Source organism: Aliinostoc sp. HNIBRCY26, from assembly GCF_050235535.1.
Taxonomy (GTDB): Bacteria; Cyanobacteriota; Cyanobacteriia; order Cyanobacteriales; family Nostocaceae; genus Trichormus.
In genome coordinates, this window is record NZ_CP189852.1 from 5,607,926 (window position 1) to 5,632,850 (window position 24,925).

General features: G+C 41.8%; 19 protein-coding genes. 11 read left to right on the top strand and 8 right to left on the bottom strand.

Going from position 1 to position 24,925, the window contains the following annotated elements:
- Positions 1 to 505 precede the first annotated feature (505 nt).
- The gene (locus tag ACQFX9_RS23705; protein WP_427158974.1) at positions 506 to 1,336 is read left to right on the top strand and encodes a squalene/phytoene synthase family protein; all 831 of its coding nucleotides are present in this window, start codon (positions 506 to 508) and stop codon (positions 1,334 to 1,336) included.
- 119 nt (positions 1,337 to 1,455) lie between these two features.
- Complete coding sequence (gene hpnJ / locus ACQFX9_RS23710) at positions 1,456 to 2,901, top strand: hopanoid biosynthesis associated radical SAM protein HpnJ (protein ID WP_427158976.1); 1,446 nt, start codon at positions 1,456 to 1,458, stop codon at positions 2,899 to 2,901.
- 246 nt (positions 2,902 to 3,147) lie between these two features.
- Here hpnJ and ACQFX9_RS23715 read toward each other — a convergent pair whose 3' ends face one another.
- Positions 3,148 to 3,519, bottom strand: coding sequence for a DUF2237 family protein (locus ACQFX9_RS23715; RefSeq protein ID WP_236142533.1), 372 nt, complete (start codon positions 3,517 to 3,519; stop codon positions 3,148 to 3,150).
- 11 nt (positions 3,520 to 3,530) lie between these two features.
- Positions 3,531 to 5,165 carry a cyclic peptide export ABC transporter gene (locus tag ACQFX9_RS23720; protein WP_427158979.1) on the bottom strand — a complete coding sequence of 545 codons (1,635 nt, stop codon included), beginning with the start codon at positions 5,163 to 5,165 and terminating at the stop codon, positions 3,531 to 3,533.
- A 533-nt stretch (positions 5,166 to 5,698) separates the two neighbouring features.
- Here ACQFX9_RS23720 and hpnI point away from each other — a divergent pair.
- Positions 5,699 to 6,817 (top strand): bacteriohopanetetrol glucosamine biosynthesis glycosyltransferase HpnI, encoded by a 1,119-nt coding sequence (gene hpnI, locus ACQFX9_RS23725; RefSeq protein WP_427158981.1) that lies wholly within the window; start codon positions 5,699 to 5,701, stop codon positions 6,815 to 6,817.
- Between the two features lie 118 nt (positions 6,818 to 6,935).
- Here hpnI and ACQFX9_RS23730 read toward each other — a convergent pair whose 3' ends face one another.
- Positions 6,936 to 9,338, bottom strand: coding sequence for a GH116 family glycosyl hydrolase (locus tag ACQFX9_RS23730; protein WP_427158982.1), 2,403 nt, complete (start codon positions 9,336 to 9,338; stop codon positions 6,936 to 6,938).
- Positions 9,339 to 9,613: 275 nt separating this feature from the next.
- Positions 9,614 to 11,362, bottom strand: a complete 1,749-nt coding sequence (locus tag ACQFX9_RS23735; protein WP_427158983.1) for a serine/threonine protein kinase — start codon at positions 11,360 to 11,362, stop codon at positions 9,614 to 9,616.
- Here ACQFX9_RS23735 and ACQFX9_RS23740 point away from each other — a divergent pair.
- Positions 11,333 to 11,479 (top strand): hypothetical protein, encoded by a 147-nt coding sequence (locus ACQFX9_RS23740; RefSeq protein ID WP_427163062.1) that lies wholly within the window; start codon positions 11,333 to 11,335, stop codon positions 11,477 to 11,479. The genes ACQFX9_RS23735 and ACQFX9_RS23740 overlap by 30 nt on opposite strands.
- Positions 11,480 to 11,524: 45 nt before the next feature.
- Here the strand turns inward: ACQFX9_RS23740 and ACQFX9_RS23745 are convergent, their stop codons facing one another.
- Complete coding sequence (locus ACQFX9_RS23745) at positions 11,525 to 12,157, bottom strand: TetR/AcrR family transcriptional regulator (RefSeq protein ID WP_427158985.1); 633 nt, start codon at positions 12,155 to 12,157, stop codon at positions 11,525 to 11,527.
- 100 nt (positions 12,158 to 12,257) lie between these two features.
- On the opposite strand from ACQFX9_RS23745, the gene ACQFX9_RS23750 reads away from it, so the two are divergent.
- The 5 genes from ACQFX9_RS23750 to ACQFX9_RS23770 all read left to right on the top strand — a co-directional run bounded on the left by ACQFX9_RS23750 (position 12,258) and on the right by ACQFX9_RS23770 (position 19,054).
- Entirely contained in the window at positions 12,258 to 13,631 is a 1,374-nt protein-coding gene (locus tag ACQFX9_RS23750) for an HlyD family secretion protein (protein ID WP_427158986.1), read from the top strand.
- Positions 13,632 to 13,783: 152 nt separating this feature from the next.
- Complete coding sequence (locus ACQFX9_RS23755; RefSeq protein ID WP_427158988.1) at positions 13,784 to 15,859, top strand: ATP-binding cassette domain-containing protein; 2,076 nt, start codon at positions 13,784 to 13,786, stop codon at positions 15,857 to 15,859.
- Positions 15,860 to 15,895: 36 nt separating this feature from the next.
- On the top strand, positions 15,896 to 17,002 hold the full coding sequence (locus tag ACQFX9_RS23760) for an ABC transporter permease (RefSeq protein WP_427158990.1): 1,107 nt from the start codon (positions 15,896 to 15,898) through the stop codon (positions 17,000 to 17,002).
- A 159-nt stretch (positions 17,003 to 17,161) separates the two neighbouring features.
- On the top strand, positions 17,162 to 17,821 hold the full coding sequence (locus ACQFX9_RS23765) for a hypothetical protein (protein ID WP_427158991.1): 660 nt from the start codon (positions 17,162 to 17,164) through the stop codon (positions 17,819 to 17,821).
- 111 nt (positions 17,822 to 17,932) lie between these two features.
- The gene (locus ACQFX9_RS23770; protein ID WP_427158992.1) at positions 17,933 to 19,054 is read left to right on the top strand and encodes an ABC transporter permease; all 1,122 of its coding nucleotides are present in this window, start codon (positions 17,933 to 17,935) and stop codon (positions 19,052 to 19,054) included.
- Positions 19,055 to 19,124: 70 nt separating this feature from the next.
- On the opposite strand, the gene ACQFX9_RS23775 is transcribed toward ACQFX9_RS23770, so the two are convergent.
- Positions 19,125 to 20,726, bottom strand: a complete 1,602-nt coding sequence (locus tag ACQFX9_RS23775; protein ID WP_427158994.1) for a peptide ligase PGM1-related protein — start codon at positions 20,724 to 20,726, stop codon at positions 19,125 to 19,127.
- 300 nt (positions 20,727 to 21,026) lie between these two features.
- Between ACQFX9_RS23775 and ACQFX9_RS23780 the strand changes: the two genes are divergently transcribed.
- The gene (locus ACQFX9_RS23780) at positions 21,027 to 21,968 is read left to right on the top strand and encodes a phosphoribulokinase (protein ID WP_427158996.1); all 942 of its coding nucleotides are present in this window, start codon (positions 21,027 to 21,029) and stop codon (positions 21,966 to 21,968) included.
- A gap of 154 nt (positions 21,969 to 22,122) precedes the next feature.
- On the opposite strand, the gene ACQFX9_RS23785 is transcribed toward ACQFX9_RS23780, so the two are convergent.
- The gene (locus ACQFX9_RS23785; RefSeq protein WP_427158997.1) at positions 22,123 to 22,458 is read right to left on the bottom strand and encodes a XisI protein; all 336 of its coding nucleotides are present in this window, start codon (positions 22,456 to 22,458) and stop codon (positions 22,123 to 22,125) included.
- Positions 22,459 to 22,593: 135 nt separating this feature from the next.
- Between ACQFX9_RS23785 and radC the strand changes: the two genes are divergently transcribed.
- Positions 22,594 to 23,325, top strand: a complete 732-nt coding sequence (gene radC, locus ACQFX9_RS23790) for a RadC family protein (protein ID WP_236145080.1) — start codon at positions 22,594 to 22,596, stop codon at positions 23,323 to 23,325.
- A gap of 32 nt (positions 23,326 to 23,357) precedes the next feature.
- Here the strand turns inward: radC and ACQFX9_RS23795 are convergent, their stop codons facing one another.
- Entirely contained in the window at positions 23,358 to 24,908 is a 1,551-nt protein-coding gene (locus ACQFX9_RS23795) for a mercuric reductase (RefSeq protein ID WP_427158999.1), read from the bottom strand.
- Positions 24,909 to 24,925: the final 17 nt, after the last annotated feature.

Consider the following 24,925-nt stretch of genomic DNA (forward strand, 5'->3'; position numbering starts at 1 on the left):
TGAGAAAAGTTACATTCCTACCCTTTTTAATCTCCGCGCCAGATGCTACAAGAGGGTACAAACCAAAAAATTTAGTCCCCTCTCCTGGAACAAGGAAAGGGTGAGGGTGCGATGAGGAGAAGACTAGTAATAATTCGATAGTTTGTGTCTAAACCGTAACTTCCCTCAGTCCTTTGTTCCTTTTTTCATGGACGCAGCATAGTAATTGGCAATTGCAAAGACCTCTTCAGACAGTTTTTGGAATGTCTACTGATTAATATTTACGTCAAAAATTTACAATAGTTAGACAAAGATCAATGCTAAAAATATCTCAAGAGGAAGTTGTGTCCAGATGATTCCAAATGTATTTAGGAAAAATTTGTTAATTTTGATACCGAAAACCACTAATATTTAAAAACATCATCATGGCATCTATACTTTTTTAGATTCAGTAAAAACAATATCCAGTATTATCAAAAAAACTGCCAATTGCGTGTGGTGTAAAAATCAACAGGGGAATGACAACATGGATTTACGTAGAGATGCTTTGCAAATCCTCAAGGAAACTAGTCGAACGTTTTATATTCCGATTAGTATTTTACCTCCAGGGTTGCAAGAGGCAGTCGCATCAGCGTACCTGTGTATGCGTGCTATTGATGAAATTGAAGACCATCCCACTCTAGACAATCCCACAAAAGCAAAATTGTTGCGTGCAATTAGCTTGACTCTACAATCAGGAGTTGACGGGTTTCCTGTGGATGCTTTTGCGGCGGGTTTTAGTGGCTACGAAGATATTTTAGAAGAAGTCACCATCAGAATTCGGGAATGGTCAATTCTAGCACCAGAAACTATTGCACCCCGCATCTGGGACGCGACGGCGGCGATGTCAGACCGAATGGCTTACTGGGCGGAAGTTAACTGGAAAGTGCATACAGAAGCAGATTTAGACCGTTACACCTTTGGGGTGGCGGGTGCAGTCGGCTTGATGCTTTCGGATTTGTGGACTTGGTATGATGGCACACAAACCAACCGCACACAAGCTATCGGTTTTGGTCGCGGCTTGCAAGCCGTCAACATTTTACGTAATCATGTGGAAGATTTAGGGCGTGGAGTCAGCTTTTTCCCCGATGGTTGGAATGCAGCCAAGATGCAAGAGTATGCACTGCGGAATTTAGCTTTAGCAGATGCTTATACCAGTAGTTTACCAGATGGCCCGGCTCTGCAATTTTGCCAAATCCCCCTAGCCTTAGCGCATGGCACAATTGAAGCTTTAGCCAATGGTAAAGAAAAACTCAGCCGGAGTGATGTAGAAGCGTTACTTCAGCAACTCAACAGTGTCAACTTAAAAGCAGGCTAATACCAATTTTGGATTTTAGATTTGGGATTGCAAACCTGGGTTTACGGGTGATTCCAACAATCTCGAATCATACTATTGATACCAATTTGGTATGGTGGTTTGTTCTAGGAGAGATATCAGTGAAGAAAACTTTATTCCTCAGTCCCCCTTCCTTTGATGGGTTTGACGGTGGTGCGGGTGCGCGATACCAAGCCAAGCGGGAAATTACGTCTTTTTGGTATCCCACATGGTTAGCCCAACCGGCGGCTTTAGTCCCTGGTAGCAGGCTAGTAGATGCACCGCCACACAATCAAACTGTGGAGGATGTGTTGCAAATTGCTAAAGATTATGAACTGGTGATTATGCACACTAGTACCCCATCTTTAGCAAATGATGTGCAGTGTGCAGCTGCCATTAAAAATCAAAATCCTGATGTGCAGATAGGTTTTGTGGGGGCGCACGTTGCAGTGTTACCAGATGCAACGCTGCGGGATCACCCAGTGATTGATTTTGTCTGTCGGAATGAGTTTGATTACACCTGTAAGGAGTTAGCTGAGGGTAAACCTTGGGATGAAATTCTTGGCTTGAGTTATCGGGATCAGTTTGGTAATATTCGCCACAATGAAGAACGCCCGTTAATTCATGACTGGGATACTATGCCCAGTGTTTTACCTGTATATGCCCGTGATTTAGATATTACTAAATATTTCATTGGCTATCTTAAACATCCCTACGTTTCCTTTTATACGGGGCGTGGTTGTCCGGCGAAGTGTACCTTTTGTTTGTGGCCACAGACTATTGGCGGACATTTATATCGTCATAAAAGCCCGGAAGCCGTGGGAAGGGAGATGGCGCAAGCCAAAGAACTGTTTGGCGACAAGGTGCAGGAGTATATGTTTGATGATGATACCTTCACCATTGATAAGCATAGAGCGATCGCCATCAGCGAACACATGAAAAAACTCAAATTGACTTGGAGTTGTAACGCTCGTGCTAATTTAGACTACGATACCCTCAAACAATTACGAGATAATGGTTTAAGATTGCTCCTAGTAGGGTTTGAATCGGGTAATCAAGAAGTCCTCAACCGGATTAAAAAAGGTATCAAGTTAGAAGTGGCACGGGAATTTATGAAAAATTGCCACAAACTAGGAATCACAGTCCACGGGACTTTTATTATTGGGTTGCCCATTGAAACTAAAGAAACTGTCGAAGAAACTATTCGTTTTGCCTGTGAGTTAAATCCCCATACAATTCAAGTTTCTATAGCCGCACCCTATCCAGGCACAGAATTGTATGAACAGGCTCAAGCTAACGGTTGGTTTAGTGACCAATCTTTAGTAGCTAACTCTGGGATTCAAACCTCAACTTTGCAATATCCCACACTTTCTAGTGCAGAGATAGAAGATGCAGTGGAAAGAATGTATCGCCAATTTTACTTCCGTCCCCAAGCTATATTGCCTATTGTTTGGGAAATGTTGACTGATAAACAAATGTTAGTTAGGCGACTGCGTGAGGGTGGGGAGTTCTTTTCTTATTTAAAAGAACGTCGCAACCAAGCGGCGGCAAAAGTTGTGGGGGTTTAGAAATTGGGCATGGGGCAATGCAATTTTGGGTTTTGGATTTTGGATTTTAGATTCTTCAATCCAAAATCCAAAATCACGCCTGATGTGAATTAGGAAAACCTTCTATCAAAAAAATAGCCTATGCTTGGAGCTAACAAAACTCGGTAGGGCGTGGTTAATCAAATATCATGCACAATTAACGATGATCTCGGTGAACCCGCCCCTACAAATTTAGATTCACCCCTGTGTATTTAGAGTTTATTTGTCTTAGTTAGAAACTACAGCGTGGGCTTTTAAATCTGCAAAATTACAAACTTCCAAAGCCCTAGCGTGAGTTGCTGCTAGCACCACGGGGGGAGCAACGCCGGCTTCTAGTGCTTCTTGCCAACGGGATGCACATAAACACCAGCGATCGCCGGGCTTTAATCCAGGAAAGTTATACTCAGGGTATGGTGTGCTGAGGTCGTTACCGCGTGATTTGGTAAACGCTAAAAATTCGGCGGTGACTTGGGCGCAAACAACGTGCATTCCGGTATCATAAGCACCTGTGGAACAAAAACCATCACGATAAAACCCAGTCATGGGAGAGGTACAGCAAACTTCTAAATCTGTACCCAGGACATTTTTAGCTTCTGGCATCTTTCAATTCCCTAACGAGTGCTGGTTTGCTTACTATATGCAATTTTGCCGTATTCTAATTTAATTATGCGGTCTGCTAAATCAAAATAGCGATCGTCATGGCTAATGACTAACACTGTTTTGCCTCTACTTTTTAATTCTGGTAATAGCTGAGTGTAAAAGATATCTTTAAATACTGGGTCTTGATCTGCTGCCCATTCATCAAATAAATAAATCGGTCTATCTTCTAAATAAGCTGTCAGTAAGGCTAAACGTTTACGCTGTCCTTGAGAAAGGGCAGTGGTGGAAAGTTGACCGTTAGTAATTTTAACTTTATGGTCTAATTGCAATTGCTGGAGATATTTTTGCGCTTGTTTATCTAAATAAGGATTGTCTAACCCCAATAATTCTTCAAATAAATAAAAGTCAGCAAACACTACAGAAAAATGTTGACGATACCATTCGCGGTTTTGTTCATTAATCAATTCACTGTCTAATAAAACTTTGCCATCTTCAGGAATATACAAACCTGTAATTAATTTAGCTAAGGTAGATTTACCGCTACCATTACCACCGACGATAAAAACTATTTCTTGGGGATAAATAGTCAAATCAATGGGGCCAAGGATAAAACTACTATCTTCTTTATCTGTGTAATAGGTGTGAGTAACTTCGCAAAACTTTAAGCTGTGCCAATGAGAATTAACTGCGGGTGGTTGAGTATTTACTTGTTCAGTACGGCTAGCTAGAGATAAACCTAGAGATTCGATTTTTTGCAGTGCAATACTGGCTTTGCTAAGTAAGGGGAGTTTGCCAATAATATTGTCCATTGGCACGACTAAATAAGTGAAGGTCAAAATATAACCGGAGAGGGTTTGCTGATTAACTGTTAGTAAATTTGGCAGTGTAAATAAAACAAATCCCAAAGCAAAGAAAAATATGAGTTGACCCCAACTAGAAGTCACAGCAAAAAAACTCAGTCCCGTGACATTATGGTGACGGAAATTAGCAGATGTTGACTGTAATTTATCTTCTAAAAATACTTGTCGTCGTTGATGGTGTAGTTTTAATTCTTTAATTCCTGCGGTGAGAGTTCCTAGATGCTGAAATATTTTATCCTCATCTTCCCGTGCCAAAGCCAGCATCTTTTCACCGCGATTTAAGAGCCATTGACAACTAGCGATCGCCACTACTGCTAAACTAACAACCATTAGCAAGACTATCCAAGAGAGCCAAGTGATATACACTACACAACCAAAAACAATCGCCAGATTTATAAATAACGTCGGCATCTGATAAACTGCATTGGCAACAGCTTGAATATCTTCAATCAAAGATGCTAACAGTCGAGAATTGCCTAACTGTTCTAAATGGCTTAACTCCGATGCTAAAATCTGACGACTCAAACGCATTCTTAACTGTAAAACTGCATTTTGCGCCAGACGAATCAAAACCATTTGGGACATGATACTGGTGACAAGTGCTACTATCGCTAACCCAGCAAATCCCCAAGCAATTAAGGTGACAGGTGTAGACTGAGTGCGACTTGCAGCCGTGCTGATGAGGGCAATTAGTCCCGCACTACTACCGCCACTCAAAAATCCGGTGATAATTGCAATCATCACCATCTGCCATGAGGAACGGATTAAAAAGGCAATTAGATTCATAAGGGATTGGGGATTGGGGATTGGGAAAAGGGGAAGCAGGGGAAGAAAAACTAATGACTAATGAACGCGATGTGCAACTTATTTTTGAAACCCCTCTCCAAACCTCTCCCCTACAAGGCTGCGGTGTAAACACATCTTTGTGCTGAGTGCAAAATGGGGCTTGATCCCCCCTAACCCCCCTTAAAAAAGGGGGGAACTAGAATTAAAGTCCCCCTTTTTAAGGGGGATTTAGGGGGATCAAAACGATGTGAGACAAGGTTATAAGACTTGTGTGTACACCGTAGCCCCTGCAAGGAGAGAGGCTTTAAATCTTGCTCCCCTTCCCTTGTAGGGAAGGGGTTGGGGGTTAGGTTTGAGAGAAAGTTGTACACGGCGTTAACTAATGACTAATGACTAATGACTAATGACTAATTCTTCCTTTTTGTAATATATCGATAAATATGGACTTAATTTCTTTACTATCTGATTTCCTTACACAATCGCTAAAAAATTTGGTAAATTACAGTGCTTTTTTTAGTGTTGGATGCTATTATTTGCTGCTGATTTTATGCTTATCAGCTATTTGCTATTATTGCTATGGTGTTTATGCAATCATAGATTTTTGCTCACAACCAACGACAACAGCATCAGATTTCCAGCCACCGATTAGTGTTTTAAAACCAATTTGTGGACTGGATATTGATACTTATGAAAACTTTAAATCTTTTTGCCTACAAGATTATCCAGAGTATGAAATTATTTTCTGTGTGCGTGACGGCAATGATCCATGTGTGACGGTTGTCAAGCAAATTATTGCAGACTTCCCCAATGTTGATATTAGTCTAGTGATTAGCGATCGCATCATCGGCACAAATCTCAAAGTCAGTAATTTAGCTAATGCTGTTACCCAAGCAAAACACCCTTTTCTCGTCCTGGCTGATAGCGATATCAGCGTTGGTTCAGACTATTTACAACAAGTCATTCAACCTATGCAACAGGAATCTGTGGGTGTAGTTACTTGTTTATATCGTCCTGTAGTTAGGGGATGGGTGGCAATTTTAGAAGCTGTAGGCATTGCCACAGAGTATCATACAGGTGTATTGGTGGCGCGAAAGCTAGAGGGGATGAAATTTGCTCTCGGCCCCACTATTGCCATTCGCAAGACGGTTTTAGAAGCCATTGGGGGATTTACCGCCATTGCTGATTATTTAGCAGATGATTTTCAACTGGGATATTTACCAACCCAAATCGGTTATCAAGTCGTGTTGAGTGAATATATTATCAATCATGCGATCGCTACAGAAAGCCTGACTGATTTAATTCAACGTCAGACACGCTGGAATTTCTGCACGAGGTTTTCTCGTCCTGGGGGATATTTAGGACTGATATTTACTCAAGGTACAGCCGTTAGCTTATTGTTTTTGTTAGCAACAGGCGGATCAATATGGGGTTTGTCAGTCCTATTATTAACCTGGGGAACTAGATTAATTCTTGCCTGGGTAATGGCTGTTTGGTGTCTCCAAGACCCCATTACCACCAAGTTTTTATGGTTAGTCCCCATCCGCGACGTAGTAAGTTTTCTCCTCTGGTGCTACGGACTTGTAGGTAACACCATCGAATGGCGAGGACGCAGACTTAAATTAATCCCTGGGGGAAAATTGGAAATAATTTAAATCAATTCGCAATTTGCAATTCGCAATTCGCAATGGACTAACGTCCCGCTACGCTAACGCAATTTAAAATCAAATATCCCAATCCCCAATCCCCAGTCCCCAGTCCCCAGTCCCCGACTCATAAAACCAAATAAACCCCCCAAATAGCCATTGCGCGTAAGTAGGTACTAGCGCGGAAAGTTCCGACTGGGGTAATGGCTTCTGGTGTGCGAAATTGTAAGCCATTACTATAAATTTGCTCTACTACGGCTTGGGTTAAACGTAAGGCTTCATCTTTCATTCCCATCTGTGCTAAAAATGCCGCTAGTCCAAAGTTAATTCCTGTCCATACTTCTAGGGGGTGGGTGGCGTTGGGGTTTTCTGGTGAACCGTCGGGAAGTACACCATTAGCTGCCCCAAATTGACCGTTGTAAAATTTGAGGAAGCAGGCATCATACACGGTTCTTAAGGCGGAAATGGCGCGATCGCTCGGCACAATTTCTGGTAAATCTAGTAAATAGGCGTAAAATTGTCCACACAATTGATCTGCCATCACTACATCTGAGCCGCTTTCGCTATCTAGGCGATAATATTTGCCGTTCCAGAGTTTTTCCTGATAGATGGGTAAGGATTGGGTTAGCCAAGTCTGGTAAAGAGATTTTTGCTGGAGTAATTTTTCTGAATCGGGCTGATTTAAGATTAAAATATCGCTAATGGCGATCGCTGCTTCTAAGGCTGCCATCCATAAACCGCCACAATAGGCACTCACGCCTTGCAGTCGCCAATCATCAAAGGTTTGATCAGGTGCGCCGGAGTTTTCGGGAATGCCATCTCCATCTAAATCAAAGGCTTTGACGTAATCTAAAGTCTGAACAATGGCATCCCAACAATCTTGGAGAAACTCTACATCATTGGCACCGGTGAACAGATAATCACGGTAAACTTGCAAGACAAAATCACAGCCTAAATCCTTCCACAAATTACAGTCTTGATAACTGGTGTAGTTAGTTTTCTCCCAAACGTGTTCATTCGGCGCGCCTAAATCGTGGGGTGTAGCACCGATAGCTTTCCGCACAGCCAGGGGACTTTCTACACCGATAGTATAGTAATAGCCAATCACACGGGGTGTATCATCACCTTGGGGAATTGCCCTGGCAAAAGCACGCATCACCGCTTTTTCCAGTTCTGGGAAGAGTAACAACAACCCAAAAGAACCGTATAATCTCACATCTAAACTTTCATACCATCGGTAATCTAAACACTCCAATACAGCAAATTGACCGATAGGATCGTGTTTTGTCGCTGCACTCCAGAGAGTTCCACCACTGGTAAGATCGTATAGTTCATTAAATAGAGCCATTTTAAACCAATTGGGCAAATCTTCCCGTCCTAAAATCGGCTCTTGCCAAGCTTGAATTTGCTGTTGCCAAGTTTGATAACGAGTTAAAGCAGTAGTAGCGATCGCCCAAGCATTGTTACCATTAGTACCGAAAAAGTCTGTATATCTGCGGTGATAATTCACCCCTGCCGCAAATTCAGTGACAGGGAAATCCCAAGCCAGAACAAAGGGAATTTCTAGACTTTCACCTGGTTGCAGAGTCAAACGAACTGCGATCGCTGCCCCGATTTGTTCATTGTCTGCGGCTGGGGTAATATCTATAACATCAGGTAATGAACCATCCTGACTAAAGCTTTGCCAAATTTCATCCCCATCACCAACAGGATGCCAACGGCTATGATAAAACACTTCCACTTGAGGATGTTTTTGAGTGGCAATACACCAACTCCCTTCACCTTCCTGTAGAGGTTCTGTCGTCCCCTCCCTTCCTAAAAAACAGCCCAAAGCTTGGGGACTTTCCACTAAATAATTATAATTACCCCGACTCTCACCCAAACGCGGCTGATACTCATAAACCGGACTACCATCATCTCGCACCTTCACCTCTGGTGATTTGAGGGCATTGGTAAACCAACCAGTCATATTCTGCCAAGTGAGCATAATACTGAGAGTGATAGGTGCATTAGTGGCATTATGTGCTTGCCACACAAACACCGCCACCGGATAACTAGTTTCTTTGTAATTATGCGCCCAAACGGGAGAAAACTGCTCACAGGTTAGCTGTGTTTGCAAAACATTTTTATACACAAACCAGCTACGGGGATACAGTGCGTGATATGTACCAGTTTCTTTTGTAGCGGTAGAAGCTGGGTACCATTGCCATGTTTGCAGACTATCATCTGTTGGGGCTGTAGTTGCCAAAGCATAAGTTTGGGAAGATGTGCCATCAGATTCAAATACACTAAATTGACAAGCCGGGAAATTTTGAAAAACGTGTTCACCGCCGTCGATGTGCCATAGATTAAAATCTCCCCGCGAAGAACGCCCGATACAACCAGCACCAAAGCCACCTAGAGGCATCCCATGCCAAGGCCCATCATCAATATTACTTGCGTAGCGAACAGTATAAGGTTTGTCCCAGCCTAAACCAATAGAACGATGCCAAGTGCAAGCGGGAATTTGCGGGGAGGTTTGATTTGTCATTACCTATTGCCACAGTTTGCAGTTACGCTAAGGAAGCTTAACCTGATGTGTCAATTTTCTCAAGAGGAAATATGTAAAGTGGTGATGAGTAATGAGTGCTGTTAGCGGTAGCGGGGCGTTTAGCCCGTGGTGAGTGCTGAGTAATGAGTAATGAGTAATGAGTGCTGAGTAATGAGTTGAGAAACAAATTCTGCCTTGTCCCCCTTGTCCCCTTTGTCTACCTTGTCCCCAGTCCCCAGTCCCCAGTCCCCAGTCCCCAATCCCCAATCCCCAACTTAACGCCAGCCTAAAAGCTTTAATCCTGGGACAATGAGGTAGTAACTAACACTGAACCAAAAACTCATAAACATACCTACAGAACTGAAAAATGCTATGGGTAGGGACAGTTCTGAGAGTGTGGGAGAGTTGGAAAATTGCAATGCTGTGGTGGGGAATTCTAAAAGTAGCAAAGTGGCAAAACCCATTGCTGCACCGAAGCCGCCAATAACGGCATAAACTATGTGATGGCTACGAAATCCTATGCTGAGTGCTAACAAAAAAACGCCAATCGCTACAGCTGCAACTAAACCTTCACCGCGATCGCCATTTGCACTAATTACTCGCCACAATAACCAACTAAAAGCATAGCTGATTATACCCATTGAGGATGTAACAAACAACCGTCGCCTTTGAGCAAAGCACCCAGATACGGTGATGCCAAAAGCTGTGCCTAAACCGGCGGTAGCAAACAGCAGCATTTCTGCACCCCCAAGAGACTGGGAGTTTTGAGCTAGTTCAGGTAGTTGTGTGGAGATGAATTCCGCTATTCTCACACCCAAACTGGTATGATAAGCCAAAATAAAACCGAAAATTGTCCCCACACCAGCACCCAAACCGGCAAGTAGCATTGCCCAAATCGTCGATAGACAAGCTGTAAAAATTTGGTAGATGGTTTTAAATATCCACAACACTAGTTTGCGAATGGTTTTACCAAAGTTACCAAAAGATTGCTCAATTCCTTGTAATAAAACTTGCCATTGATGAGCAACTTGAGTTAAGAATTTCTGCCAATTAGTTGATAATGAAGATGAACTGGGTTGAGTAATTTTGGTTAATCTTTTGAGGATAATAGCAGCACTAGCAGGACGCGATCGCACATTCTCATTCACCATTTCATCCAATAAATCTGCTAACTGGGAATTAACATTGACTCGATTTCGCCATTGCAAAACCCCTGTTTGCGGATCTTCCAAATCTGGGGGATATGTCCCTGTCAGCAACTCAATTATCGTGCGTCCCAAGGCGTAAAAATCAGCCTCTGGCCCGACATTTCCCCCAGTGATTTGTTCTGGTGGACTGTAACCTGACGAAAATAATCTAGTAGAACTAGATTCTTGTCGCAGTCTTGCCATCTTAACGTGTTTAGCTCCACCAAAATCAATCAACACTAATTGTTCCCAACCAATTCCCCCTTGATTGGGTAGTGCTGTTGATACAGGAGTCCGCAACATTAAATTTGAAGGTTTGATATCGCGGTGAATAATTTGGCGTTTATGCAATTCCTGTAAAATTTTGAGTGCTTGAATTAACCAGTTGATCACCACTGCTTCTGGGCAACCTTGGGGATAATTATCTAAAATCTCTGCTAGAGTCGGCCCGTTAATTTTTTCCATCACCAGACAAGCTAACTGGCGCGGTTTAGGATTAGACAAATTAATTTGAAAATTGCCGTCAGCTTCAACTTTAGGTACACCAGGATGGCGTAAACTCACCAAAACTTCCGCCTCTTGCGTAAATAATTCCAGTGCCTTTGGTGACTCTTCTACCAACACTTTCAGCACTTTTTCGGTCTGTGTCACTTCATCCCAGACTGTATAAATCTGAGCAAATCCCCCAGAACCCAAAGCTGCGATCGGTATATAACGATCTAACAGATGTAGCACCTCGCCACAACTGGTACAAAATTTACTACCCCAAGGTTGAGGATAGGGACGTTGACAATCAGGATTTATGCAGTGAACCGCAGTCTTACCGATGTGGGACACAACCGCTACATTACAAAAACTGACTCGATTTTAACGTTTATTGGAGATAAACGGCAGGGGATTGGGGATTGGGGATTGGGGACTGGGGATTGGGGACAAGGTAGAATTTATCTGTGAACTCAAAACTCATTACTCATTACTCATTACTCATTAACTCAGCACTCAGCACTCCTCACTCCTTTGGTTCATAATAACGTTGATCAAGCTGTCTAACAGGCGATCGCGTGATAAAGACATCAGTTCTTTGCCGTGCAGCATCTCTTGGACAATTACGTGGGATACTAGTGAACCGAAAAAGATGTGCGCCATTGCTTCTGGATCGGTAATTCCTAGTTCGGGATGGGCGGCGAAATATTGGCTGAGGATTTGCCTTCCGCGCTGTACAACGTTTTGGGTATAAAGTTTGGCTAGTTCGGGAAAGTTTTGTGATTCGGTGATCATGACGCGCAACAATGCCAAATAATCTGGGTTGTCGGCTACTTTAGTTAAATAAATTTCACCTACTTGACGTAGTAATATTGCTGGTTCACCATGTAATTTTGTGCCAGTAAATAGGCTCTGAAAACACGCAAGTGTTAGCCTTTCCATTAAGGCTTTAAACAGTCCTTCTTTGTCTCGAAAGTTACTGTATATTGTTTGTTTTGAGACTCCAGCCGCCGCACTAACCCTATCCATACTGGTTTTAGCGTAACCCTCCTGCAAAAATACTCGGATAGCTCCTTGTAATATTTGTTCTTGTTTTGGAGTAATGGCAGGTAAGGCATTTTCTATGGGGAAAGTGGAGGTTTGAGGCATGAATAGTAAATTTTTTTGCTGAATATCTTGCTATATCATACTGGACAGTCTAGTATGATGACCAAAATAAAAATATTTTGTGATTATCTAGGGTGCAAATATGACGCAGACTGCCCCAAACCCACGGGAAAATCTCACCGATACTCCGTTATCTCCAAAGCCACAGCACCGCAAACCACCAATACCTTTATTGATTGGCGGATTACTCTTAGTGGGTGGTATTGGCTATGCTGTATGGCGTAGTCAACCCCAAGGTTTAGTCAATGCACTGAAAGTTAGTGGTCGAATTGAAGGCTATGAAACCGAGATTGGGGTGAAGCGTGCGGGTAGAATTGAGTCAATTGCTGTACGGGAAGGGGCAGCAGTTAAGCAGGGACAAGAGTTAATTAAATTAGATGACACAGAAGACCAATTACTACAAGAACAACTGCGTGGGACAGAAGCAAGAGTAACATCGGCTGAATATGACGAACAACAAGCTGTTGCCGATGTTGAGCGAGTTGCCAGAGAAATTCAAGAAATTAACAGTCAAATTAACGAAGCTAAACTCAACTGGCGACAATCCCAAGGGGATAGTACAGGCAAAATTGAGCAAGCTGAGTCTAACGTTGCAGCAGCCCAAGCCACATTAGTGCAGGCACAAGCGCAAGTTAAACAAGCAGCAGCTGAAGTTAATTTAGCGAAAATTAATCGCGATCGCTATGCCCAATTAGTCAAAGAAGGGGCAATCAATCAACAACAATTCGACCAAGCACAAACGACTCTAGACACAGCCATAGCCACCCTCGAAGCTAGACAAGCCGCAGTTAACGCCGAACGTCAACAATTAAGTGCCGCATTAGGTGCGTTAAAGCAAGCCAACACCACAAATTTAAATCCTGACATTCGTAACAGTCAGCTTGTCGCCTTAGTCAGAAGACAACAGCAAAGTTACGCCCAACTCAAATCAGCCCAAGCCAAAGTCAAATCAGCCCAAGCTAAAGTCAGAGATGCCCAAGCATCCAAACAGCAAATACTCACTCAGATTGCAGACTCCAAAAAAGATTTAAATGTCGTCAGTCCCTTAGATGGCGTAGTTACAGCCCGTAGTGTCGAACCAGGGGCAATAGTTAGTAGTCAGACAAATATTTTGACCATTATTGACCCCAAAACAGTCTATTTTCGCGGTTTTATTCCCGAAGGGGATATTGGCAAAGTCCGCCTCGGACAAACAACGAAAATCTTCATTGATTCCGCGCCAGACAAACCCCTCACAGGTAAAGTCATCGCCATTGATCCCCAAGCATCATTCACACCAGAAAACATTTACTTTCAAAAAGATAGAGTCAGACAAGTAGTAGGAATTCGCGTTGCAGTAGAAAATCCTGAAGGTTGCTTCAACCCCGAAAATCCCTACACAGACACAAATTCACCCTGCGCCAAGATGGGAATGCCGGCAGATGCGGAGATTGATTTGCAGGCAACAGAAAGTTAAAGCAAGGGGGCAGGGGGATGATACAACTTGATCAAAATTCTCCCTTTTTCTCCTTAATCTTTCTCTGCATCTTTGCATCTTTGCGCCTTTGCGCCTACCCTGCGGGTTCTGCGAAGCAGTATGCGTGAGGAAAAAAATCCTACTTCTCAAATATGCAACAACCACTCACAACCGCCTCAACAAACACACCCTTATCTTCCACACCTCCCGCCATCAAAGTGCGTGGCTTACACAAACACTATGGCAAACTAGCGGCTGTCAAAGGCATTGATTTCACAGTCGAAAAAGGCGAAATGTTTGGACTAATTGGCCCTGACGGCGCAGGAAAAACCAGCACATTTCACATTTTGGGCGGAATCATGGAAGCCACCGCCGGAGAAGTGCAGATATTTAACCAACCTGCGCGAGATGCGAGGTTAATGACAGGCTATCTTACACAACAGTTTTCACTGTATTTAGATTTAAGTATTGATGAAAACTTGCGTTATGCAGCTGGGTTGCGACAAGTTCCAGACGACTTGTTACAAACAAGACGCGATAAATATTTAACATTAATGAGTTTAGAGCGATTTGGCGATCGCTTGGCAGGACAACTTTCGGGCGGGATGAAACAAAAACTAGCCTTGTGTTGTGCTTTGGTATCACAACCAGAAGTTTTGTTACTTGATGAACCCACCACCGGTGTAGATCCAGTTTCTCGGCGGGAATTTTGGGATGTGTTAGCAGAGTTATCCGCCGAGGGAATGACAATTGTCGTCGCCACACCATATCTAGACGAAGCCGAACGCTGTCACCGCGTCGCCTTGATGTACAGTGGAAAAATTCACGAAATTGGCACACCCGCCGAATTACGCGCTAACTTAGGTTTGCATCGCTTAGAAGTGCGAACAGCAAATCTAGAAGCCACAGAAGCCGTACTTTCCCAAGCTAACCAGACAAATATAGCCGATGTGCAGATATTTGGCGATCGCTTAGATGTCCTCGTTCCTGATTTAGAGATTGGTGAAACCGAAGTCCGCACATTACTACAACAACACGATTTACCCTCACCTCATATCGAACATGGCGAACCCACATTAGAAAACGTCTTTGTTACCCGCTTGCGTCAACAAGGTTCAGCACCGCAGTTTTTCCCATTTCCGCGATCGCGGATGAGGGGATTGGGGACTGGGGACGAATCAATTCAAAATTCAAAATTCAAAATTCAAAATGAAGAAGAGTTGGGGATTGGGGACAAGGTAGACAGGGGAGAATTTATTTCTCAACTCAGCACTCACCACTCAGCACTCACCACTCACCACTCAGCACTCGCCATCTACGCACACAACCTGAGTCGGGTGTTTGGTAAGTTCCAAGCGGTGAAGAATGTGAATGTTGAGGTGCGTTATGGGGAAATCTTTGGGTTGTTGGGTGCCAACGGTGCGGGTAAAACCACTACGATTAAAATGCTGTGTGGGTTGTTAGCTGCAAGCGGTGGCAAAGTTTCCTTGGGTGGTGAAACTGGAAATCTGCGTAGTGCAGACTTGAGGCGGCGCATTGGTTATATGAGTCAAAAGTTCACTCTCTATGACGATTTAACGATTCTGCAAAACTTAGAATTCTATAGCGGTGTTTACGGTGTACCTCGCAAACTACGACAAGAAAAAATTGATTGGGTAATTGCTACCTGTGGCTTAGAAGGACAGGAAAATATGCTGACTGGACAGTTACCAGGCGGTTGGAAACAACGAGTCGCCTTTGGTGCTTCCGTCATGCACGAACCAGATATTTTATTTTTAGACGAACCCACATCAGGAGTAGATCCCCTAGCGCGTCGTCAATTTTGGAAGTTAATTAATGATTTTGCTCGTAATGGTACAGCTATTTTAGTCACCACTCATTATTTAGAAGAAGCTGAACAATGTAACCGGATGAGTTTTATGGTTGCAGGGGAAACTGTCGCCGAAGGTTCACCGAGTTTTATCAAATCCTCGCAGCCAGGAAAATTAATAGAAATTATCGTTAGTCAAAATCAAGCCGCATCTAAGTTACTCAAACAACATTTTGAATCTTGGCGAGTTTCGATATTTGCTGACAGTTTACACATCGTCCTCGACAATCCAGAAGTAGAAATCAATCAATTAAAACAACTTTTAGAATCCCATAAAATCACCATCAATTCCCTACGTTCCATTCCTTTTTCCTTAGAAGATGCCTTTATCGGTATAGTAGAGCGATCGCAAATTTAATTATTCTTCCCCAATCCCCAATCACCAATCTCCCTCATGAAAAGAATCCTTGCTCAATGTGTGAAGGAAATAGCCCAATTTCGCCGCGATCGCCTGACGTTGGCGTTAGCATTTCTATTACCATTTCTTACCTTAATTATTTTTGGTTTTGCTATCAGATTAGAGAGTAAAGATATTCCTTTAGTTGTTCAAGATTTCAACCGCACTAACTTAAGTCAAAGCTACATTGAAAGATTGTACGCTACTAATCAATTTATTCCGAAAGAATGGTCTGGTATGAACCCTACACGGGATGCTATCGATAAAGGAATTGCTAAAGCTGCGGTTATTATTCCACCGGAATTTAGCAGAGATATTCAAGCAGGTAGAAATACAAATTTGCAAATCTTAATTGATGCAACTGATGTGAATAACGCGCGTGTGATTAGAGGGAGTATTCAACGAGTTACTAACTTTTTTATGCAAGAGCATGGACTTTTACCTACTACTAGTACAATTACGCCTAGATTACGTTTATGGTTTAATCCTGGGAGGTTAGAATCATTGTATATTGTGCCAGGAGTCTACGGTGTAATTTTGTGGATTTTTCCTTCCTTATTAGCTGCGATCGCAATGGTTAGAGAAAAGGAAAAAGGTACAGTTTTGCAAATTTATGCTTCTAGTATTAGCGCTTCAGAATTGTTACTAGGGAAAGGACTAGCCTATTTATTAATTGCCATTGCTGAAACCTTAATAGTGATGATACTAGGTTCATTAGTTTTTCAGGTCGGTATTGTAGGTAATCCCATCACATTAATCATAGGAACTTTGTTATTTTTGATGGATAGTGTTTTTTTTGGGCTACTTTTAGGAGTCAGGAGTAGTAACCAAAATGCGGCTGTCCAAGGTGTTTCTCTGATAGGTTTTATTACATCTTTATTACTTTCAGGTTTTATTTATCCTCTCAATAATATTCCTTTCCCCCTATCACTAGCACCGAATATAATTCCTGCGCGCTATTACATCGATGTGACTCGCGATGCCTTTGTACGTGGTATAGGATTTGCTGGAGTGTGGTTTGATTTAATTATGCTTGCAGTCTTAGGATTATTCTTTTTCAATGTATCGCGCCGAATTTTAAGCAGAATGCAATTACCAAGTTGAATTTTTATACTGTACTTCAATGAAAGATAGAGTCATTGCTAAATTAAGATATGAAAATCAAATATTCTCTCTCTCAAACTCTTATTATTTTCACCTAGAATGTGAGACAAGTTAATATTTTCACTCAGAGACATCAAATTTTTTCATTGGCACAAGTAAATGTTACAATACATTTCATATTTTACTTTTTTGTTGTTTGGAGTATTAATAGTTTTTATTTTGTACATAGCTTATTTATATTTAACAACTGTAATTAAGCTAAATAAGGCTTTACGTAAATCTCAACTACCAGCAGAATTAGTAAATTTTCCGATTTATATATCTACAATTGAAGAATGTTTATCTGTTAAAGGTCGTGTTAATGCTTTCACAGAGGCAGGTTGTAACAATACAAGTTTTGAATTGCATCTCACAGCTAATGATTTAAACTGCCTCCGTAATAAAGGTTCTATACCTGATAGACAGTCATTGAAGCGACCAGAATATTATGAAATCAAACAAAACAATATTATAGAAAGAAGAGTGGTTTTTCCTTGGACTTTTAATCGACATGGATGTATTAACGAAACCAAGTCTATTAAATTTGTTGTGGTTAACGATAGTATTACAGAACGAAATACAACGATAGCTCAACATGATCAAGAGATATTTCCAAATAAACGGAAAGTTATAAACTATCCTCTTATTCACTCTAAGTTGTTACTCCAAATTTTCAATTTTTTTAATAGTTCTGGACAAGAAAAACAAAATTTACTTAATGTGATCAATAATATTAAAAATATTGAGATTACTAGCGATGAAATCATACTATATATTTAGGGTGATGTCCTGCCTTAATATAAAATATGTTCGATGTGAAATTAGGTAGAAAAAACTTCTATTATTTAACCCAATACCCAGTCCCTAATCCCCAATCCCCAGTCCCTAACTATGAAACTTATTCAACGCTTATTTGATAGTCCATTTTGGGCATTAGTACGCAAAGAAATCAATCAGATTATACGCAATAAACAATTAATGATATTGTTAATAGTCCCGCCGACTATCCAACTATTGCTCTATGGTTTTATTCTCAATCCTGATGTGCATAACTTACGTTTAGGTGTCATCGATTACGCCAACATTAGCGCGAGTCGTGAGTTAGTTTCAGCTATGACATCGAATCAGATTTTTACTTTAGAATCTGTCCCCAGCAGTGAAAAAGAATTGAGTCGTGAGGTAGAAGAGGGAAAGTTAGATGTCGGTGTGATTATTCCTCCCGATTTTCCGCGCCAACTTGCCAAAAACTCAGCAGAGATCCAAGTATTTATTGATGCTGTCAACGCAAATACAGCCGGAATTGCCAGCAATTATATGAATCAAATTATTCAGCAATATAACCTGCGTATAACTCCAGGGAAAACTAGTCCACCAATCTCATCTAATGTGGTGTTTCTTTATAATCCTGGACTAACTAGTAGTTGGTTTTTCGTACCAGGGGTTATGGGTTTAGTGTTGACATTAATTAGTACATTAGTGTCAGCCGTTACAGTTGTGAGGGAGAAAGATACAGGAACGATAGAACAATTATTAATGACACCGGCGGCAAACTGGGAAATATTATTATCTAAAATTGTTCCCTTAGCATTTTTATTAATGGGGGATGTTTTACTGGCTATTACTATAGCAACGGTAATATTTCACGTCCCATTCCGTGGAAATTTTATATTATTTCTTGCCTTATCAAGTATGTATGTATTTGTGGGAATTAGCTTAGGGATTATGTTAGCTACTATCAGTAGTTCCCAGCAGCAAGTAGTGCTGACATCTTTCTTTATTAATTTACCAATGGTACAGACTTCTGGCGCGATCGCACCTATTGAAGCCATGCCTCCTGTCTTCCAAGTCTTATCTCTACTCAATCCCCTACGTCATTATATTGCGATCGTGCGGGGAATTTTACTTAAAGGTGTGGGTTTAGATGTCCTGTGGATGAATGTTTTAGCGTTAGTCGCCTTTGCTGTTGTTTTATTAACTATTAGTGTGAATAAATTTCGCAGTCAATTAAGTTAGGGGTTTAGGGGTATGAGGGTATAAGGGAGTCATTATTTACATTCTCTTCCTTATACCCCCATAATTCTATTCAACTATACCCATCCCAAATTACAGGGAAAGTGTAATCTGAAAACAACGAAAAATTTGGAGTTTCAGCCTTGGTTTCTGTGTCGAGAACTTTGATAACCTTGTTGTAGATATCTTCTGCTTGTTGGGGTGAATCACCGATGCTAGTTAATCCCACTTTGCCAAACTGAGATAGACAACCCATCAGGTGAAAGACTGTGCCGGTTTCTGTGCAACTATCGAAATGTAATCTGTGATGGGCGATGATATCCATTAAATCATTAGGTAATAATCCCCGATAGCGGTCTTTTTGGAGATTATCTGTGGCAATGTAATATTTAGGACGACCTTGTTGACTATAAAATAAACCCGTAGATAGATCATAACGGCCATTTGTCAATAATTTTAAGGTCATGAAGGGATGGGTAGTACCACCTTTACGGAGGTTAATTTCAATTGCTTGGATGTCCCATTTACCCTTACCTACATCAACAGCAATAAAATCTACACCAAATCTTTCTAAAGCACCTTTTTCTGCTAATTTTATCCCAACTTTCAACCCTAATTGTTGCAGTTGTAAACGATAACTTTCATCGGCGGGGAAGCGACAGCCGAGATAAATTTGTCCGTCGGGGCCGCCAAGAATTTGGTCATGGGTAGAGAGGATTTCGACTTCTCCAGTAGGAGTAATGCGTCCTTGCACACTAGGAGAACGCTTGATTTCGCCTTCTATAAAAGCCTCGACAATTGCACCTAATTCCGCAATTCTTCCCGCAAAATTCAGCCAATTTTCTTGTTTAGCTTGAAAGCGCATAGTAGAGAAGCGATCGCTAATTGCTGCTACTCTTTCTAAATGAGTACCTTGTCCTGGTGCTAAGTGTATAATGGGACGCAAATCAAGGAGTGCGTTTCCTTCTCCAGAAATCCCCTCATTGAGTTTGACTACCATCCGTTGTAATGTCGGCTGACGTTCCCATAACTCACTAGCCGCTTCTGCTAAATCTTGAGGATTCCAGACTAATTCACTACCATCAGGATGAGGAACACCACTTTCTGCAAAAATTTGCCGACTACCGCTTTTTGTTCCCCAAATTTGCAACTCTGGTGCAGCCGCATATAATGGTACGTCTAATTTGAGAGATAATTCCGCTTCTAAATCGGTCGAATTGTAGCAGACCATCAATGATTTTTCTAATCTGATAGCTTGACGAATTCTTTCTATTAATCGCGGACGTTCTAAAATCTTTTGACTTAGGGGTTTAGGTGAAGAATCGTAAGTTGAAAGCAAGAGTAAACGATTACGTGCATGAGAAAAAGGAATACCAGGAAGTAATTGTAAATAGTAATCAATAATGCTGGGATGTAAGGGCATTGAAGTTACATAAATTAACCTGGTGCGGGGATTTCTTAACCGCATCAGCGCAAAAAGTAACCTTTCTTCATAATGTTCAAAACCCTCTACCTTTTGGATTTCGCGCTGGTCGATACTCAAAGAAGGAACCACAATAATATCAGCTTCCCCAGTATCAAATAACTCGATAGTTTTCCAGCGATCACGCAAAGTTAATTGCAGACTGTGAAACTGATCAATTTGTTCTAATTTTGCAACATCTATTGTCACCATAAATTCATACCCCATCATGATCCCAACGCAGCTTACTATTCTGGTATATCTCAAAGCAACTGCCATTATGCAGATATCGCAATACTTCTTTTATCTAATACCTGGCAAAATTTTAATAAAACTCAAAAAACTTATTATTCATTCCCTATTCCCTATTCCCCATGCCCTATTCCCTAATAAATAATGTGTAGAGATGTTGCACAAATCTTGATGATTGATATACTTTTGCAAAACACCTCTAAAATAAAAAAAATTGCTTTGCAAATTAATGATTAAACTTGCTGGTATTGGGGGGTACAAATGAGTCGTCCAATAATTCTTGGTATTGTTGGTGATAGTGCTGCGGGAAAAACTACACTCACTAGAGGAATTGCTCAGGTACTAGGTACAGAAAATGTCACACTCATTTGTACAGATGATTACCACAAATATGACCGCCAGCAACGGGCAGAAATTGGGATTACAGCCATACATCCAGACTGTAATCATTTAGATATCATGCAGCAGCATCTATCTTTGCTGCGTACAGGTCAACCCATTCTTAAACCCGTTTATAGTCACAAAACTGGAACTTTTGAAGCCCCACAGTATATAAAACCTAATAAATTTGTCATTATCGAAGGCTTGCTTGGTTATTCTACCCGTGCAGCCCGTGATTGCTATGATGTTAAAGTCTACCTAGCACCGCCAGAAGACTTACGCGCTAAATGGAAAGTTAAACGAGATACCCAAAAACGCGGCTACACCCCCGAACAAGTATTAGCAGAGTTAGAAAAACGCGAACCAGATTCCGAACAATTTATTCGTCCGCAGAGACAATGGTCAGATATAGTGGTGAGTTTCTATCCACCAGAAGGTGCAAGCGATGAAACCAACGGACATTTAAATGTGCGTTTAGTTTTACGTCCCACAATTCCCCACCCAGATTTTACCCCCATTATTAATTTGACCGACAATAATAATGATGGGTCAGCAATTCGCCTGGGATTAGACCGAGACATGGGTAAACCCGTAGATGTGCTAGAAGTAGATGGTCACGCCACCTTAGAACAGGTAAATAAATTAGAACACATTATCTGTTCAGATATGCCCCACCTCAGAAGTGTATGCGATCGCGAAAGCAACCCCGAAATTGGTAAAATTGCTGGTACAACTGGAGAGACACTACAAAGTTATCCCCTCGCACTGACACAGCTAATTATTACTTACCATATGCTCAAAGCCACACAGATGTTTCAGTAATCTTATATATCGTCGAGGAAGAGAGTGCAGAGGAAGCAGGCGAGAAGTTTATTATTTACTGAATCAGTATAAATAAATTCAGGGGATTGAAACCCTTCTGACAGTGGAATTCCAAAATCTTTCTCCCCTGCCCCCTGCACCCCTGCCTCTTTAGTCAACCAACTGCAAAACCTGTATACTGTCTCACCAAAGGTTCATGAAATGCTAAAACAATATCTTCCTTGGGAACTCCTAACTTAACTAACTCATTAGCAATCCCAACTTCTGTACCATCATACTGTATCCAAATTTTGTCATTTTTGAGATCAAGATGTAAAACACAGCCATACATCGGTCGGCGATTTTTCCAACCTGTATAAACAACCTGATAATGATCCCGTTCACTATCAAAAATTAGTTGTGTTTCTACTTCATCATCTGATGGGCTTCCTTTTGCGTATTCAGTTAATAAGTGTTGGATATATGTACGATACTGGTCTATTTTCTCCATGTTAGAATCACCTCACTGTTTGGCTCATAAATCAGCTGAAATTTAAAGATTTCCTCAAGATAGGGTAATTGCGATCGCAAACAGGGCATAAATAAAAATAGTTGCATCTACGGTGGCTATTTTTGTAGTGATTTTATGACCTATTGCCTGAGAATTGCTGACATACCTGAAAATGAGCGTCCCCGTGAACGGTTAATGACCTATGGGCCGAAAATCCTCGCCACAGCCGAATTAATTGCAATTCTTTTAGGTACAGGACAAGGGCCTGGTAAACTTTCCGCCGTCGGGTTAGGGCAATATATCTTACAAGAATTAAGCAAACATCAACGTGACCCTTTAGCCGTGTTGCGAGAAGTCACACCTGCGGAGTTAATGCAGATACCAGGAATTGGCCCCGCTAAAGCCACCACCATTTTAGCTGCCATTGAATTGGGTAAACGCGCCTTCCAATCTCGTCCCTTAGATCGCACACCCATCGATAGCCCAATGGCGGCGGCGGCGGCTTTGAGTCAAGACCTCATGTGGCAGGCGCAAGAAAGATTTGCTGTCTTATTATTAGATGTGAAAAATCGTCTCCTGGGGACACAAGTAATTAGCATTGGTACAGCCACCGAAACCTTAGCTTCTCCCCGTGAAATTTTTCGAGAAGTGATTCGTCAAGGTGCAACACGGGCGATAATTGCTCATAATCACCCTTCAGGCAATGTAGAACCCAGTCCAGAAGATATAGAATTAACACGCCAACTGTTAGCGGGGGCGCAATTATTAGGGATACCGTTGTTAGATCATTTGATTTTGGGGAACGGTAATCATCAAAGTTTACGCGAGATTACCACTTTATGGAATGAGTATCCGCAAGGGGATTGATAACAATTCAAAATTCAAAATTCAAAATTTAATTAAGAAAATTTAGTTAACAATCCTAATAATTTTTTAGTCCTTGCTGTTAATAGTGTCCTGCGATAAGCATCGGCGGCTTTTTTAATTGCTTCTGCTTGGGTGGGGTAGGGATGAATGACACTGCTGAGTTTACTTAGCCCGATTTTATGAACAATTGCTGTGGTGATTTCTGAAATCGTCTCGCCTGCATGGCTAGCAACAATTGTGGCACCGATAATTTCATCAGAACCTTTTTTGTGGTGAATTTTCAAGAATCCCTCTTCTTGTCCATCTGCGATCGCTCGGTCTACACTACTAAAAGGAATTTTTATTGTCACTACATCAATTCCCTGGTCTTTAGCCTGTTTCTCAGACAACCCAACATGGGCAATTTCTGGGTCAGTATATGTCACCCACGGCATGACTAAACTACTCAACTTTGACCTTCCCAAACCAAAGGGAGAAAATAAGGTGTTCTTAATGACAATCCTAGCGGCGGCATCTGCTGCGTGAGTAAATTTCCAATTCATGCAGATATCCCCAGCCGCATAAATTTTCGGGTTGGTGGTTTGCAGATAATCATTCACCTTCACACCTTGGTGTTTGTCATACTCTACACCCACACCTTCTAAATTCAATCCTTCCACATTGGGCGCGCGTCCAGCACCCACAAGGATTTCATCTACTGTCACCGAATCTCGATAACCATTCACAGAAAAATACAGTCGCTTACCTTCCGTGACTGTCACGACTTCTTCTAATCTGCAATTCAAAACTAAACGAATACCTTCTTGGATTAAAGCTTGCTGCACAACTTGCGCTGCGTCTCCATCTTCTTTATTAAGGACATGAGAACCACTATGGAACAGCACCACCTCACACCCCAAACGCCGGAATGCTTGCGCCAATTCGCAACCAATAGGCCCACCACCAATTACCGCTAACCGTTTAGGCTTTTGGATGAGAGAAAACACCGTTTCATTAGTCAAATAACCAGCCGCTTCTAATCCTCGAATGGCTGGTTTTGCCGCCCTCGCACCAGTAGCAATTACTGCTTTTTTAAACTTGAGGATTTTACCGCCGACTTCTACCGTATCTTTGCTAGCAAAACGACCACTACCTAAGAAGACATCCACACCCAAGGATGAAAAACGCTCTGCTGAGTCATGATGACTAATTCCCGCCCGAATGCGCCGCATTCTTTGCATGACGGTAGGAAAATCAATTTCGATTTGTTGTTTGGGAATATTCACACCCAAATTCTTGGCATTCCAAATTTCCCCCACCACTCGCGCCGACCGAATTATTGTCTTAGAAGGGACACAACCCACATTCAAACAATCCCCGCCCATGAGATGCTTTTCAATTAATGCTACCTTCAACCCCAAACCCAACCCAGCCGCACCAGCCGCCACCACTAGCCCCGCAGTTCCCGCACCAATTACCACCAAGTCATAACAATCAGCCGGTTGAGGATTCACCCAATTAGGCGGATGCACATAACCCACCAACTTTTGGTTATACTCATCCACCGGGCGCATAATAACTCTCTCTAGCTCAGAATTAGACATTGATGGTATCTCCGATA

Bases quoted from the DNA above. Each gene is read 5' to 3' on its own strand.
- ACQFX9_RS23720 (WP_427158979.1), bottom strand. From the start codon at position 5,165: ATGAATCTAATTGCCTTTTTAATCCGTTCCTCATGGCAGATGGTGATG.
- radC (WP_236145080.1), top strand. From the start codon at position 22,594: ATGACCTATTGCCTGAGAATTGCTGACATACCTGAAAATGAGCGTCCC.
- ACQFX9_RS23745 (WP_427158985.1), bottom strand. From the start codon at position 12,157: ATGCCTCAAACCTCCACTTTCCCCATAGAAAATGCCTTACCTGCCATT.
- ACQFX9_RS23765 (WP_427158991.1), top strand. From the start codon at position 17,162: ATGTTACAATACATTTCATATTTTACTTTTTTGTTGTTTGGAGTATTA.
- ACQFX9_RS23705 (WP_427158974.1), top strand. From the start codon at position 506: ATGGATTTACGTAGAGATGCTTTGCAAATCCTCAAGGAAACTAGTCGA.
- ACQFX9_RS23760 (WP_427158990.1), top strand. From the start codon at position 15,896: ATGAAAAGAATCCTTGCTCAATGTGTGAAGGAAATAGCCCAATTTCGC.
- ACQFX9_RS23770 (WP_427158992.1), top strand. From the start codon at position 17,933: ATGAAACTTATTCAACGCTTATTTGATAGTCCATTTTGGGCATTAGTA.
- ACQFX9_RS23730 (WP_427158982.1), bottom strand. From the start codon at position 9,338: ATGACAAATCAAACCTCCCCGCAAATTCCCGCTTGCACTTGGCATCGT.
- ACQFX9_RS23780 (WP_427158996.1), top strand. From the start codon at position 21,027: ATGAGTCGTCCAATAATTCTTGGTATTGTTGGTGATAGTGCTGCGGGA.
- ACQFX9_RS23750 (WP_427158986.1), top strand. From the start codon at position 12,258: ATGACGCAGACTGCCCCAAACCCACGGGAAAATCTCACCGATACTCCG.
- ACQFX9_RS23775 (WP_427158994.1), bottom strand. From the start codon at position 20,726: ATGGTGACAATAGATGTTGCAAAATTAGAACAAATTGATCAGTTTCAC.
- ACQFX9_RS23795 (WP_427158999.1), bottom strand. From the start codon at position 24,908: ATGTCTAATTCTGAGCTAGAGAGAGTTATTATGCGCCCGGTGGATGAG.
- ACQFX9_RS23785 (WP_427158997.1), bottom strand. From the start codon at position 22,458: ATGGAGAAAATAGACCAGTATCGTACATATATCCAACACTTATTAACT.
- ACQFX9_RS23755 (WP_427158988.1), top strand. From the start codon at position 13,784: ATGCAACAACCACTCACAACCGCCTCAACAAACACACCCTTATCTTCC.
- ACQFX9_RS23715 (WP_236142533.1), bottom strand. From the start codon at position 3,519: ATGCCAGAAGCTAAAAATGTCCTGGGTACAGATTTAGAAGTTTGCTGT.